Here is a 14,174-nt window from a genome sequence, read left to right as displayed (position 1 = left end):
CAGGCCCCGCTCCGTGCCGTGGATAAACGTAATACGCGGGGCAGCTGCCGAGCACGCCCAACTGCAGTTCCGGCGACGTGGGCCCAACTTATAGCCGGCGAAATCGGGCGGGCTATCGCTGATCACCCGGAAATCGCGAATCCGGATCTCGCGCGCGCCTCTGCGACCGAGCGCGCACGGTCGCAGAGGCGCCGCCTTGAGATCGGGATCGTTACGGGCTGCCTGCTGCTTCGCGTGCCACGCATTGCGCTAGTGTGCGAGCTAGTCGTTTAGGACCAGGTCACGAGTAGGCTGCACGCAGGCGGCGGGTCGATTCGCTGCGTGCCGAGGCGATCAGTCGACCGCCGGAATCCATGCGGCAGTCGCTGCGTCGCTCGCGCGGAACGCCGGAAACTTCGCGCCGAGTTCGGCCACGGTATGGATGTCGTACTTCACGAGATCGTCGCGCGTGATCAGCGTCGGCTTGACCGCGATGCGCACGCCCGGGTCCTGCCCCGCGACCAGCAGCGCCGCGGCCCGCACCGACACCGCGCCGACGACCGCCGGATTGGTCGCGGCCGTCGCGACCCACGCGCTGTTCGGCGCGCGGATGGCCTCGATGTCGGCCGTCGACACGTCCGCGCTGTATATGCGGATTTTCGACGAGAGCCGGGCCTCGTCCGCCGCGAGCTTTGCGCCGCGCGCGAATTCGTCGTACGGCGCGAACACGACCCGAATGTCGGGATTCGCGCGATACACAGCCGCCGCCTGGTTCGCGACCGATTGCGCGATCGGATTGTCGACGGTGCCCCAGCGCGCCTTTTCCTGCACCTTCGGGTGCGCACGCTTGAAATCGCGCCACGCGGCATCGCGCCGGTCGAGCGGCGCGAATCCGGCCACGTACACGTACCCTGCCGCGAACGCGTCGCCGTTGTCCTTCAAGGCCTGATTCAGCAGCAGGTTCGCCAAGTCACGATCGTTCTGCTCGATCTGCGGCACCTTCGGATTGGCGAGGTCGACGTCGAACGCGACGACCTTGATGCCTTTGTCGAGTGCGCGCTGAACGACGTCTTTCAGCGATTCCGGCAGGCCGTGATTGACGATGATCGCGGACACGCCGATGCTGATCGCTTGCTGCAACTGCTCGCGCTGCTCGGCAGCGTCCTGCCGGCCTTCGTAGATGCGCAGATCGACGCCGAGCGCACGCGCCTGCTTCTGCGCGCCGGCTTCGTAGGCCTGGAAGAAATCGCCGGTCGACAGGTAGTTGACGAGCGCGATCTTCACGCCGCCCTTGTCGAACGGCGCAGGCGCCCCCTTGAGCGGACCGGCGTGGGCCGTGGGCACACCGAGCACGAGCGCGGTGCCCAGCACGAGTGCAGCGAGCTTCAGTTCGATGCGCGACTTTCGGCGAAGCAACGAGCGCATGGCGTGTCTGTCTCCATACAAGGACGATTTCGGCTCAATCTATCAGCGCGCCAAGCGAATTCAAACCGACCGTTTCGGCAATGGATATTACTTTGGATAACAAACGGTCCTGCCTGCAGATTCTTCGAACCCGTGGGTGCGCGAGCCGAGTCTCGGAGGATCTCACGCATCACGCCCGGCCATCCGTACGGCGACCGATGCCGAACGTGAATGCAAGGGCCAGCACGAGCAGTACGCCCTTGATGAAATCCTGCATATAGTAGGGTGCGTTCAGCATCGTGAGCCCGTTGAGCAGCACGCCGACGAACACCGCCCCGACGACCGTGCCGAATACGTTGGGCCGCTTCGCGCCCCACACCGCGTAACCGATCAGCGCAGCCGCCACCGCATCGAGCAGCAGCGAGTGGCCCGCGCTCACGTCGCCGCGGCCAACCCGCGCGGCGATCAGCACGCCTCCCAGCGACGCGATCGCACCCGACACGACATACGCGGCGACGCGGTAGCGCGCGGCCGGCGCGCCGGCAAGCCGCGCTGCCGTTTCGTTGCCTCCGATCGCGTAAATCACGCGGCCCCAGCGCGTCGCCTCCATCGTGATGCAGGCCAGCACCGTCAAGGCCGCGAGCACCAGCACCGGCAACGGTACGACGTCGAACACGCGCAGCCGGCCGAGCGCGAGAAACGCATCGGGGAATACCCCCGTCGCATCCGTGCCGTCGGGCAGCACGGAGCCGGTCGCGAGCGAACGGCCGCCGGTCGGGATCAACTGCAGACCGGCCAGCAGGAACAGCGTGCCGAGCGTCGCGAGCTGGTCGGGCACGCGCAGCCGCGTAATCAGCAAGCCGTTGAACAACCCGGCAGCCACGCCAAGCACGGCGCAGGCGAGCACGGCCGCCCATGCACTGCCGTGCCAGACGACCAGCACGTAGCTCGCGGCCATCTGCGCGGTCGCAGCCACGCTGCCGACCGACAGGTCGAAGCCGCCGGCCGCGAGCGTGACCGTCACACCGATGCCGAGCAACGCGACGATCGACACCGCCTGCAGGATGCTGAACAGATTGTCGACGTTCAGGAACGCGGGTTCCCTGAGCGCGAACACGACCACGAGGACGCCCAGCACGAGCAGGATGCCCGTTCGTTCGAGCACATCGCGAATGCGCGCCGGCCCGCGGCGCGACGACCGTCCGACGGATGTGGCATGGCGTACGGTGGAAGAAGTCACGGGTTTCATGAGCAGGCACGCACGATGGAGGAAGTGGGAGGCAGGCAATCGAGCGTCGCGCGATCGAATCGCACGATACGATCGGCGATCTCGGCCGCTTCCTCGAGATCACCGACGAACACGATCGTCGTGCGCTCATGCGCATGACGCCGCAGCGTATCGACGATATCGGCGCGCGCACCCGCATCGATGCCCTGGAACGGCTCGTCGAGCAGCAACAGCCGTGCCGGCTCGGCATGCCAGCGCGCGAGCACGACCTTCTGCTGGTTGCCGCCGGACAGGTGCGCGACGCGATCGTCCGGCCCGTCGCAGCGAATGCCGAACCGCGCGATCGCCGTCGCGGCCGCCGTGCGTTCGCGCGTTCGGTGCACCGCGCCGCTCGCGAACCAGCGCGACAGGAACGGAAAGCCGATCGTTCCCGCGATCGATGCGAACGGAACGCTGTCGGGAAACAACGACGTGCGCCAGCGGTCCTCGCCGGCCAGGAATACGCCGGCACGAATCGCGTCGGCCGGCGAACGTGGCCGCCACGGCCGGCCGTCGAGCGTCATCTGGCCGGCCGCCGCCCGCACCGCGCCGAAGATCGTCCGCGCGAAGCGCGACTTGCCGCCGCCGACGGGGCCAGCGATCGCGACGATCTCGCCGCGCCGGACATCGAGGTCGAACGGCCTACTGGTCGGCGTCAGCCGCATCTGCCGCACGCTGAAGCCTGGGTCGGCCCCGGATCCGGCCAGCCCGGCACGCTCCGGCGCCGGTGCGCGCGTACGCGTGCGCGGCAACGGCCGGCCGATCATCGTTTCCACAGCCGCGTCGAAATCGATCGGCGCGGCCAGATCAGCGACGATCCGCCCGTCGCGGACGACCGCCGCGCGGTCGGCGATGCGGCGCAAATCGCCGAGCCGATGCGACACCAGCAGGATGGCGACACCGTCGCGGCGCAACGCGTCCATCAGCACGAACAGCCGCTCGGCCTCCGCCGCCGACAGGCTGGCAGTCGGCTCGTCGAGAATCAGCAACGATGGCTGCCCGGCCAGCGCACGCGCCAGGGTCACGCGCTGCTGGTCGGCCAGCGACAGCGAGGCGAGCTGCGCCGTCAAGTCGACTTCGAGCCCGACCCGCGCGGCGAGCGATCGCGCCGCGCTGCGCCGAGCGGCCGGCGGCACGCGCCAACGTGAGGCCGAATCGCACAGCCGGTCCAGCAGCAGGTTGTCGGCGATCGACAGCGTCGGCACGACGGCGTCGGCCACGGACTGGTGCACGGTCGCGACGCCGAGCCGCTTGGCCCCGTGCGGTGACGCCGGTCGATAGGGTTCGCCGCATAGCGTCAGCGTGCCGCAGTCCGCTTGCAGCGCACCGCTCAGGATCTTGACGAAGGTCGACTTGCCCGCGCCGTTTGCGCCCATCAACGCGACGACTTCGCCGGCGCCGATCGACAGGTCGAGCGCCGACAGCGCGACGGTCGCGTCGAAGCGCTTCGCGATGCCCGTGGCGCTCAGGACCGGTGGCGACGCCGATCGAGGGGGTCGAGCTCCGCGCGTCGCGTCGATGGTCTCGTTCGTCGCGCGATTCATGCCGGAAGCGTCCAGTCGGCACGACGCGGTTGCAGCAGGAACAGGTCGTCATCGATCATGTCACGCCACTCCAATGAAAGTCGTCCGGCCTTGATCGGCTGGTCAGCCGGCTTCAGCCACGGGAAACCGGAACGAAGCGCCATAGGCCGTGTCCGGCAGGCGGTCCCGCCCGCTCAGCCGTGAACGGAAGGTGCCGCTCGCCGGCGTCGGTCGGTACAGGCCGCGCTTTTTCAGTTCCGGCACGATCAGTTCGGCGAAATCGTCGAGCGTGCCCGGGCTGATCAGCGGATTGAGCATGTAGCCGCTCGTCGTCGATTGCCGCGCATGCTCGGCGAGCTGGTCGGCAACTTCGTCAGGCGAGCCGACGAGGATCAGGTCGGTGCCGCGCGTGACATTCGCGAACTTGCGCCGCACGTCGCCGGCGGTGAGCGGCTTGCCGCTGCCGTCCGGCCGCACCACGTAGGACGTGAGCCCTTCCGTTTGTGTCGTCAACGGCTCGTCGTCCGCGTAGCGATCGATGTCGATGCCGGTATCGCCCGCATAGCTGACGAGTTGAGCCTGCAGGTGATAGTGCTGCTGCAGCGCGTGGTACTTCTCCTTCGCGTCGGCCGACGAACGCGCCGTCACGATCCGCAGCACCGTGAGCGCCTTCACATCCGCCGCTGCCCGGCCGTTTTCGACCGCCAGCCGCCGGATTTCATCGAGGCCGGTGCGGATCTCATGCGGATTCGACTTCGCGACGAACACCACTTCGGCGTGCTTCGCCGCGAACTCGCGCCCGCGCCCCGACCAGCCGGCCTGGATCAGCACCGGCGAGCGCTGCGGCGATGGCGCACAGACGTGCGGGCCATGCACGCGATAATGCGTGCCTTCGTGCTCGATCGGCCGCACACGGTCGCCGCGCGCGTAGCGCGGCTCGCGCTTGTCGGCGACGACCGCGTCGTCCGCCCAGCTCCCTTCCCACAGCTTGTACACGACGTCGAGAAACTCCTCCGCGCGCGCGTAGCGCTCGTCGTGGCCGATCATCCGGTCGAGCCCGAAATTGCGCGCCGCGCTCGTCAGGTAGGAGGTCACGATGTTCCAGCCGATCCGGCCGTTGCTCAGGTGGTCGAGCGTGCTGAAGCGCCGCGCGAGCGCGAATGGATGTTCATACGTCGTGCTCGCGGTCACGCCGAATGCGAGCCGCTCGGTCTGCGCGACGAGCGCCGGAATCAGCATCATCGGATCGTTCGCGGGCGCCTCGACCGCCCACTGGACCGCCGCGTCGGCCGACCCGCCATAGACGTCGTACAGGCCGAGCACGTCCGCGAAGAACAGCATGTCGAGATCGACCTGCTCGGCCGTACGCGCGAGGTTCGACCAGAACGCGAGCGTATTCGCACGCAGCCGTTCGTCGGCGGGATGGGTCCACAGGCTCGGCGCACCGCCGCAGCCGACGCTGGCCTGTTCATAAAGGGAAAACAGCAAGGGGCGAGGATCGGACATCGTCGTATTCAGTGCAAAAAGCAGGATTCAGTTGGGTGCCGCCCACGCGCCGGACGATGCGCCGCGCCGCCGTGCGGGCATGCGATCGTCGGGCTCGCGCGTCAGGTAGCGGTTGAGGTGCTTCTCGAGACGGGCGGCGGGAATCGTCAGCAGCGCGACCAGCACGACATAGACGATCGCCGCGCCGGCCAGCGGTTCGTAAACTCGCAATGTTTCGAAGCGCAGCGTATTGGCCGTCCCCATCACGTCGAACACCGTGACGGTCGACGCGAGCACGGTCGATTTCAGCAGCAAGATCGCTTCGCCGATGAGCGCGGGCAGCGCGAGTCGCCACGCACGCGGACCGACGATCCGGCGCAGTACACCCGCCCGCGTCATTCCGTATGCGTAGCCGGCCTCGATTTCGCCGGCCGGCACCCCGGCAATCGCGCCGCGCAGGATCGTCGCGACATAGGCACCCTCGTTCACGCTCAACGCGACGACGGCGTACCAGAACGCGTCCCGCAACAACGGCGACGCCCAGCTGTCGCGCATCCATTCGCGCGGGACGATCTGGCCGAAGCCGTAATACAGCAGATAGAGCTGCACCAGCAGCGGTGTACCGCGAATCAGCATGATCCAGCCGCGTGCGGACCAGCGGTACGGTGCGTGACGCGAGCTTGCCGCAAGCGCGAGCGGAACGCCGATCACCACGCTGGCGATGCCGGACAACAGCAATAGTGCCAGGGTTGTCGGCACCGCCGCGAGCAGCTTCGGCATCACCGTGTCGAGCAGAAACGTCAGCGAGAAGCTCATGTGGACGCGCGCCTCGTGCCGCGATTCGCATACCGCTCGAGCGTGGCGAAAAGACCCGCCGACGTGATGCTCAACAACAGGAACAGCGCGGCCGTGACCAGGTAAAAGAACACATAATGCCGCGTCGCACCGGCGGCGAGCTGGCTCGCCTTCAGCAGATCCGTAAAGGAGCCGAGCACGCTGATGAACGACGCATCCTTGGTCGCGTTCAGCCACACGTTACCGACGCCGGGCAGCGCGAGCCGCGCCGCGATCGGAAGCCGGACGCGTGTCAAGGTTTGCCACGGGCTCATTCCGTACGCGTGCGCGGCCTCGATCTGCCCGACCGGTACGTTGACGAGCGCCGCGCGGAAGATGTCGGTCAGATAGGCGCCCTGGATGAAGCCGAGCGACAACGCGGCCACGATGAACGGATCGAATGCGAAGCCGTCGGGCACCAGACCGCTGCCGTGCAACGCGGACTCGAGCGCGGGTGCGACCGCATAGAACGCGAGCAGCAGGCACAACAGTTCAGGCAGCGCGCGCACGAGTGTCGTGTAAAGCCGTGCCAGCCACGCGAGCGGCGCGTGCCGCGACAGCTTGCCGAGCGCGCCCGCGATGCCCAGCAGCGTCCCGGCGCAGAACGACGCAGACGCGACGCCGAGCGTCAATGCGAACGCGCCGGCGAAGATGCGGCCGTAACCGCCGTCGCCGAACGCAAGCAATGCCAGCAGCGAATCATCCGCGGCCATCCGCTCAACGACCCTTCTCGATCGTACCCTTCAGGTTGGGATAGCGCGCGGTGATCGTATCCCACGTGCCATCCTGCTGCAGTTGCGCAATCACGGTCGATAACCGGCCACGCAATGCATCGCCTTGCCGCACGCCCGCGCCGATGCCGAGACCCAGCACCGGGTTGTCCGCGCAGGTAGCCTTGACCTCGAAATCCTTCCCGTCGCGCGACGACAGGAAGGCCGTAAACAAGCCCTTTGCTTCCTGGACGTAATCGACCCGGCCCGAGACCAGATCCGCGAGCGCGTTGTCGAATTTGTCGAACGCCTTGATTTGCGCGTCACGCTTGAAGCGTGCATCGAGGAATGCCGAGAAATTCGTGCCGGCCTCCACACCGATCACGCGATCCTTGAAGGTTGCGGGCACCGCGCAATCGATACGACGTCGATCGCTTTTCGCGCCGACGAAAACCGTCGGCGATTCGTAATAGGCGCGACTGAAGTCGATCGCCTTCTGCCGTTCGCCGGTGATCGTCATCGACGACCAGATCACATCGATCTTGCGGTTTTGTAGCGCCGGAATCAGCCCGTCCCATGCGATGTCGGTGAGTTCGCAGCGCACATCGAGCTTGCCGCATGCGGCGTCGAGCAGGTCGACTTCCCAGCCTTTCCACTTGCCGGCTGCATCCTTCGAGAAGAACGGCGGGTACGATTCGGCGTCGATGCCGACGCGCAGTACCGGCTGAGCCGCATGGGCTGCCGGCACAAGACCGAGTACGAACAGCGCGGCCGTAGCACGGCGGACCGTTGAATACATCAAACGCTTCATTTGGCAGGCTTCTCGGATAACGGCAACATCGCCGGTGTCGCACCGGCATCGGGATGCGAGACTTTAGTGCCTGCCGAAGCGTGTACCAAATGGTTATTTTTTCGATAGATATCTGTTCGGATGATATGCGGAAACGGCACGTTGGTCGTCCCGGTCTGTGCCGGGCAGCCGGGTTACGAATCGTTGCACGATCGCGCCAGCCCGGCTGGTGAGCAAGTTACCGCAGAGTTCATCTCGCCGCGTAGGGATTGCGCGGATAGCGGATAGCGCGCATCGAGATGGTCCCGTAAGGTTGTGCCTTCGTACTCAGCGCGAAGCGGACCGAGTTCCCGAAGGATCGGCACCACCGGTTCGACGAAGTCGGTAAACGCTGCAGGCGTCCCGCCACCGACGATGAAGCCGTCCGCTGCGTCGGCCTCGAACTATTCCTGCAAGCCGTCCGCGATGCGCTCCGGCGTACCGATGAAACGCGGACGCGGTGCAGCCGATTCGCGAGCGACCTGGCGCAACGTCAATCCGCGCTCGCGAGCATTGTGCTTGATCTCGTCCGTCCCGCTGCGGAAACTGCTGCCTCCCAGGTCGCCAATCTCCGGAAATGATTCGTCAAGCGGATATCGGTTGAAATCTTGATGCTCGAAAAACCGGCCGAGATGATCGAGTGCGCTCTCGATCATGATCAGTTTCAGGCTCTCCTGGTATTGCCGTTCCGCCTCCTCGGTTGAACCGCCCACGATTACACCGATCCTCTGGAATATCTTCAGGTCGTCGAGGTGCCGCCCCTGCTCGACCTGAGGCCTGAATCGAATTAACCGATATGAGCCTTTACTATCAAGCCGATGATCTTTTGTCGCTGAATAGTGGCCCCCATAGTTGCCCCCAACACTCGATCCTGCGGCTGTTGAAGCTCCGTTCGTGTCCTTGGGAGCGCTCGACATTCGGCCGTCAAACTATCCCTGGAGGCCTTCCGCCGAGCGTGCTGCCACCGTTTGAGCCTCGTTCATGTGGGGACAACGTTACCATCAGGTCGTTCGAAGTTGATACGGCTAGCGATACCGAAAATCTCCCTCAACTTGACTGCTGTCGTCGGACCGCACCGCAAAATCAGCGCCTGCCTTCGTTGAAAAATCCCGAACGCCGGCGGTGTCGGGGCGATTGGGAGCGCGATATCGCCACTGATACCGCCATGTCCGCTCGAACGAGCCCCTCGATACAACATCGGTCAACTCTAGCTTGACGCCGTTTGTCCGATGGCAGAAAGCCGAAGTTCGTCCTCGGCACTTTCTCGCTCGCAGTCCCGGCAGTCTGCTGGTCTCGTGAGGAATCGGCGAGAATAGTACCGACTGGCCCATGTTCTCCTTGGTCCCCGCCCTTCGCTCCGCCCAATCCACGGCCGGTTCCCCGACGTTGTTCGCAAGCTTCTTCGCTACTATGGCGGAGTCTGCCTTCTCCCGTCCGTTCATCACCCCTGTCAACGCTTCGCAGCATGTCTCGGGGACAACGTGGTTTGCTAGACCTTCGTTGTAAGAGACTTGCACTCTTTACTCCTTGCCGGTCTCCCGGCGCACTAACAAATTTACTTGCACCGACGGAAGCCGGCCTTGACGAGCGGCGGGATCAGTGAGCGAATCAGGGTCTTACGGTCGTCCTCGACCGGCAGCAGAAGGTGTCGTCATGCAAGAAGCGTTCGAAATCGCTCAATATCGGCATCCTGAAAAAGCCCGCCGGCAGTGGCCAGTTGGGCTTCGATCAAAAGTACGCGAGTTCAGCAGGAACTCGCGCATTCCACGCCTGATCGCTACGCAGCAGCCAGGAGGCCGTGCGGGTCAACGACGAACTTCTTTGGCACGCCAGAATCGAATTCTGCGTAGCCGCTCGGTCCTTGGTCCAAAGTGATGACGTTCACGTTGACGACCTCGGCAATGTTCAGCCGGTCGTGAAGGATGGCCTGCATGAGGTTTCGGTTGTATTTCATCACCGGAGTCTGGCCGGTGAAGAAGCTATGCGACTTTGCCCAGCCGAGACCGAGTCGAACCGAAAGTGCGCCGTGCTTTGCTGCCGCATCGACGCCACCTGGGTCATCGGTCACATAGAGGCCCGGAATCCCGATTCGCCCGGCGACGCGCGTGACTTCCATCAGGGAGTTCAGCACGGTCGCGGGTGCCTCGACCTGCGAACCGCTATGGCCGTGGCCACGGGCCTCAAAGCCGACACAGTCGATTGCACAGTCGACCTCCGGCTCGCCAAGAATCGCCGCAATCTGCTCAGTGAGGGAGGCGTCCTGCGACAGGTCTACAGTTTCGAACCCGACGCGGCGTGCATGCTCCAGACGCACGGGATTGACGTCACCGACAATCGTTAAGGCCGCGCCCAGGAGCCGCGCGGACGCTGCGGTCGCCAAGCCGACAGGACCTGCGCCTGCAACGTACACCGTCGCTCCAGGGCTGACGCCCGCGGTTACGGCCCCGTGATAGCCGGTCGGCAGAATGTCTGACAAACAGGTGAGGTCACGAATCTTCGTCATCGCTCGGTCTCGGTCCGGGAACTTCAGCAAGTTGAAGTCCGCGTAAGGCACCATGACGTATTCGGCCTGGCCGCCAATCCAGCCGCCCATATCAACGTAACCGTAGGCACCTCCCGCGCGTGCCGGATTCACGCTGAGACAGACACCTGTGTTTTGCCCCTTGCACATCGGGCAACGCCCGCATGCCACATTAAACGGGACTGAGACGAGGTCGCCTTTCACCAACGTGAGAACGTCGGAACCGACCTCAATAACTTCGCCGGTTATCTCGTGCCCCAGAACGAGCCCTTCAGGAGCCGTGGTCCGACCGCGAACCATATGCTGGTCCGAACCGCAGATATTTGTGGCGACGACGCGAAGGATAACCCCGTGATTGGCCTTGCGACCAGACGGATCGGTCAACTCCGGGAATGCGATGCCGCGGACCTCGACCTTGCCAGGTCCAACATAAACTACACCACGATTTCCTGACATAACGACTCCAATTTCATGATATTAAGAAACGCCTATGCTATTTTCGCTGAACCGATAGGCGCAGTGCACTGTCGCCAGTTCTGCACATGCACTACCCCACATCCGCGATTCGAATCTTAGTTTTGGAAAACGGAAGATCTCTGTCATTCAGCAAACTACCTTCACGCTGCGACCCCGTCAGAACCGGGTCATCACACCGACGCGAACAATCGCCTGCGTTGGGCTGCTAGAAGGGACAAAGTCGCCATTAACCTGTGCCGCGGCTCCCGCACTCGCGCGCTGATAGACTGCAGTCCAATAGACATTGGTACGCTTGGACAACAGGTACTGCATCGTCGCGCTCAGTTGGTGCGCATGGTTGTTGTCAACACCAGCGTTACCCTTCATGTACGAGTACGATCCACTCAGCCACAAGAAGGGGTTAATTTTCCACAGGCCACCGGCCTCCGCCTGCCAAACGCCTGCCCCACTGGCCGTATTGCGAACTGTCGTGAAGAGCACTGTTCCCGTGAATGAGCCCAGACTGTAGTGGGCGCCAGCCCCCCAGTTTCGGATGCCGACCTGGCCATTTGCCGTAGCTGATTTTACGAGCGTATAGGCAGCGTTTGCTCCGAATGCCCCATTTGAATAATTCAGTCCGAAGCTTGAGGCGTTACTTGATCCGATCGAACCAGCGACATTGCCGAAGCCATACATCGCCCCGCCCGAGAATCCATTGAAGACGGGGCTTTGATACTTCACAGAATTAGATACGCGTTCTCCCGCCAGTCGATCCCAGTCAAAAGCCCCCGTCGGGTTGTTTGGAATATTTAGCTTATTGAACGGACCATTTCTGAATTGATACAGGCCCGCCGAGAAGATTGCAGCATCATTAAAGCCAGCAAATAACGAATCCGGCATGAAATCATATTGATTCCCCAAGGTTACCTTGCCGAACTGGTCACTATCGATACCCACATACGCCGTACGTCCAAAGAGTCCTTGTCCAGGGATAACAGATCCAGTCCCGAGTGAAAATTGATTGGTCAAATTGAAGACAGCGCGATTCCCACCGCCAAGATCTTCTGTGCCACTGAAGATCAACAAATTCGGGACATAGATGCCATCATCAAACTTCACGTTCGGATGACCATTCTCGTTGTTGGAATACGAGACGCCAGCATCGAGAAGTCCACTCAATGTCACATTGCTTTGAGCAAATGCTGACGTTCCTGCCAGAGCAATCCCAATAAAAACAGCCACCTTACCGGTCTTTCCCATTTCGACGTCTCCTTAACCTTAATATTTATTTTCACCAGATCATCAAGATTGTGACGATCATCATCTATGAAATTTGCTTCGTTATACTTATTAACTTAAAAGCGCAACGTACCGTAGCTGTAGGTTTATTGACCTATGCTTTCGAGATTAAATGACAGCAATCAAACAAATTGTGTCGGTAAGCGTCATAGTAACGGGCGCGTTCCGGGAGATTTTTCGCTCCCGGTGCGGCGACGCGTTACTTAGCTAAGAGACCTGTTGTACGGCACGCTCTTCATCAATTAGCTGCCTCAAGACACGACGTACTCGCAGCGCACCCGCGTCCGGTTGCAGTAGCACCGGCTGCATATCGTCGAACGCAATCCCGCCCATCATGCGCTGAACACCCTCAATCATCGGTACATCTTCAGCGACAAATGCTTGATGAATCGCACTTGACAGAGCAGCATCCAGCTCCTTGTTATCGATCTTGAACGGTCGGCTCGCGGTCCAGAAGTAATGCGTAGTTGTTTCAGTTTCCGGAGTAAGAAAATGACTGAAGTAACCCCAGACGCCATCTTTCCGCGAAGCACCGACAGGGGCAACGCCCACATCGAGGCAAAGCAGTGCAGGGGCATCCCACCTCATGTTCAACCAATGATCTACCGGCTTCCCATAGTCATCAAACAACGCATCCCAAACAGGTGGCGCCATCCCGTCTGGACACCATCTATTCGAGTGAACGGTGTTTTCGATCTGAACGACTTCGATTTCCCCGCGCTTGATCGCCTCGCTACCCAGGCCGCCGGCATGCAGGTACTCGACATGCGACAAATCCATCAAATTATCAACAATCAGTTCGTAGTTCGAGGCGACGCTAATCACGCCGCGCAGCGTACGGAATTTCTCCGCGGTAAGAAAGGAGAAGTCCGGAATCTGCTCCGCTCTGGCCAGCGTCGGCTCGCCTAGCCAAATCCAAATCATTCCGTGTCGCTCGACAACGGGATACGACGCTACGCAAGCTGCTTTCGGGATCTTTCCATCACCGTGCGGGTTGTGAACACAGTTCCCTGACTGGATATCGAACTGAAGTCCATGGTATGGGCATTCAACAACCCCATCTGCCACGATCTTCCCCTGATCGAGTGGCGCAAACCTGTGTGGGCACCGATTGGACGAAGCAACGCACTTACCGTCTTTTTTTCTGAAGAAAAGGACAGACTTACCGCAAATTGTTCTCGAAAGAAGTTCACCTGTAATTTCAGAGTCCAGTGCTGCCACATACCATGAATTCAACAAAAACGACATAGCCGCCTCCTATTTAATTGTGTTAGGTATGGTGCGTTCTATCGCATCAGCTTCTTGATTCGGCCTGCACCAAGACCAACCTTCTCGTAGTGATCTTCAGCCAGGGCGATATAGTCGTGGACGTCAAAATGGCCCGAAGAATTTCCGTTCTCATCTAGCCAGATAAGAGGGCCATGAACGATGAAGAAAACGCGCATCGGCTCCGGGTCATCGAAGGCGACGAGCGTGTGCCCTTCACCCGGCGATTCGTAAACGAAGTCACCCGTTGTGGCCGTCCAGTCGTGTTCGAGGTAGCCCCATTTGCCGGAAATCGTATAGGCGAACACTTCGTGCGGATGGTAGTGGCGATTGACCAAGCCTGCCGCAGTAGCCATCAGGACGTCGCACCACTTGTTCTCGTTCGGAGAAATCCACAGCGGGCGGGACGAAACCGTATCGGTGATCGGAACGTACAGCCTCGAGTCGTCAGACGCGGCGTTGCTGATGTGCACTTCTGGAAGTGCATTTGGTTTAAATACATTCTTAATAGGCTCGATTTCGCGCCAAAATTCCGTATTTGCTTTCTCTACCATGGTCTCTCTCCGGTGAAATATGGGGTGTAGAGAACTCTATCCGGCGT

Annotated in this window: 12 protein-coding genes and 1 pseudogene; all 13 read right to left on the bottom strand. The window is 62.0% G+C overall.

Going from position 1 to position 14,174, the window contains the following annotated elements:
• Positions 1-333: 333 nt before the first annotated feature.
• Entirely contained in the window at positions 334-1,404 is a 1,071-nt protein-coding gene (locus tag AC1Z3W_RS25535) for a substrate-binding domain-containing protein (protein ID WP_483508733.1), read from the bottom strand.
• A gap of 169 nt (positions 1,405-1,573) precedes the next feature.
• Positions 1,574-2,632, bottom strand: a complete 1,059-nt coding sequence (locus AC1Z3W_RS25530) for an ABC transporter permease (protein WP_483508731.1) — start codon at positions 2,630-2,632, stop codon at positions 1,574-1,576.
• Complete coding sequence (locus tag AC1Z3W_RS25525; RefSeq protein ID WP_483508730.1) at positions 2,629-4,194, bottom strand: sugar ABC transporter ATP-binding protein; 1,566 nt, start codon at positions 4,192-4,194, stop codon at positions 2,629-2,631. Before AC1Z3W_RS25525 ends, AC1Z3W_RS25530 begins: the two co-directional genes overlap by 4 nt.
• Before the next feature lie 102 nt (positions 4,195-4,296).
• Positions 4,297-5,679, bottom strand: coding sequence for an NtaA/DmoA family FMN-dependent monooxygenase (locus tag AC1Z3W_RS25520; protein WP_483508729.1), 1,383 nt, complete (start codon positions 5,677-5,679; stop codon positions 4,297-4,299).
• A 27-nt stretch (positions 5,680-5,706) separates the two neighbouring features.
• Positions 5,707-6,474: an ABC transporter permease gene (locus AC1Z3W_RS25515; protein ID WP_483508728.1), complete on the bottom strand. Its 768-nt coding sequence runs from the start codon at positions 6,472-6,474 to the stop codon at positions 5,707-5,709.
• Complete coding sequence (locus tag AC1Z3W_RS25510; RefSeq protein WP_483508727.1) at positions 6,471-7,205, bottom strand: ABC transporter permease; 735 nt, start codon at positions 7,203-7,205, stop codon at positions 6,471-6,473. The genes AC1Z3W_RS25515 and AC1Z3W_RS25510 overlap by 4 nt, the downstream gene beginning before the upstream one ends.
• 4 nt (positions 7,206-7,209) lie before the next feature.
• Positions 7,210-8,013, bottom strand: a complete 804-nt coding sequence (locus AC1Z3W_RS25505) for a transporter substrate-binding domain-containing protein (protein ID WP_483508725.1) — start codon at positions 8,011-8,013, stop codon at positions 7,210-7,212.
• A 422-nt stretch (positions 8,014-8,435) separates the two neighbouring features.
• The gene (locus AC1Z3W_RS25500; protein WP_483508724.1) at positions 8,436-8,744 is read right to left on the bottom strand and encodes a hypothetical protein; all 309 of its coding nucleotides are present in this window, start codon (positions 8,742-8,744) and stop codon (positions 8,436-8,438) included.
• A gap of 1,064 nt (positions 8,745-9,808) precedes the next feature.
• On the bottom strand, positions 9,809-11,008 hold the full coding sequence (gene fdhA / locus AC1Z3W_RS25495) for a formaldehyde dehydrogenase, glutathione-independent (protein ID WP_483508723.1): 1,200 nt from the start codon (positions 11,006-11,008) through the stop codon (positions 9,809-9,811).
• Between the two features lie 177 nt (positions 11,009-11,185).
• A complete protein-coding gene (locus AC1Z3W_RS25490; RefSeq protein ID WP_483508722.1) occupies positions 11,186-12,268 on the bottom strand; it encodes a porin in 1,083 nt (360 codons plus the stop codon).
• A 246-nt stretch (positions 12,269-12,514) separates the two neighbouring features.
• Entirely contained in the window at positions 12,515-13,231 is a 717-nt protein-coding gene (locus AC1Z3W_RS25485) for a hypothetical protein (RefSeq protein WP_483509597.1), read from the bottom strand.
• A pseudogene (locus AC1Z3W_RS25480) lies at positions 13,232-13,555 on the bottom strand (Rieske 2Fe-2S domain-containing protein); the annotation flags it as partial.
• Positions 13,556-13,593: 38 nt separating this feature from the next.
• Positions 13,594-14,127: a 2,4'-dihydroxyacetophenone dioxygenase family protein gene (locus AC1Z3W_RS25475; protein WP_483508721.1), complete on the bottom strand. Its 534-nt coding sequence runs from the start codon at positions 14,125-14,127 to the stop codon at positions 13,594-13,596.
• Between the last annotated feature and the right edge of the window lie 47 nt (positions 14,128-14,174).

It is taken from the genome of Burkholderia sp. 10_S31, from assembly GCF_056930375.1.
This window is presented reverse-complemented; position numbering and strand designations above follow the sequence as displayed.

Excerpts from the sequence above, each read along its gene's own strand:
- AC1Z3W_RS25535 (WP_483508733.1), bottom strand. The coding sequence starts at position 1,404 with ATGCGCTCGTTGCTTCGCCGAAAGTCGCGCATCGAACTGAAGCTCGCT.
- AC1Z3W_RS25530 (WP_483508731.1), bottom strand. The coding sequence starts at position 2,632 with ATGAAACCCGTGACTTCTTCCACCGTACGCCATGCCACATCCGTCGGA.
- AC1Z3W_RS25525 (WP_483508730.1), bottom strand. The coding sequence starts at position 4,194 with ATGAATCGCGCGACGAACGAGACCATCGACGCGACGCGCGGAGCTCGA.
- AC1Z3W_RS25520 (WP_483508729.1), bottom strand. The coding sequence starts at position 5,679 with ATGTCCGATCCTCGCCCCTTGCTGTTTTCCCTTTATGAACAGGCCAGC.
- AC1Z3W_RS25515 (WP_483508728.1), bottom strand. The coding sequence starts at position 6,474 with ATGAGCTTCTCGCTGACGTTTCTGCTCGACACGGTGATGCCGAAGCTG.
- AC1Z3W_RS25510 (WP_483508727.1), bottom strand. The coding sequence starts at position 7,205 with ATGGCCGCGGATGATTCGCTGCTGGCATTGCTTGCGTTCGGCGACGGC.
- AC1Z3W_RS25505 (WP_483508725.1), bottom strand. The coding sequence starts at position 8,013 with ATGAAGCGTTTGATGTATTCAACGGTCCGCCGTGCTACGGCCGCGCTG.
- fdhA (WP_483508723.1), bottom strand. The coding sequence starts at position 11,008 with ATGTCAGGAAATCGTGGTGTAGTTTATGTTGGACCTGGCAAGGTCGAG.
- AC1Z3W_RS25490 (WP_483508722.1), bottom strand. The coding sequence starts at position 12,268 with ATGGGAAAGACCGGTAAGGTGGCTGTTTTTATTGGGATTGCTCTGGCA.
- AC1Z3W_RS25485 (WP_483509597.1), bottom strand. The coding sequence starts at position 13,231 with ATGATTTGGATTTGGCTAGGCGAGCCGACGCTGGCCAGAGCGGAGCAG.
- AC1Z3W_RS25475 (WP_483508721.1), bottom strand. The coding sequence starts at position 14,127 with ATGGTAGAGAAAGCAAATACGGAATTTTGGCGCGAAATCGAGCCTATT.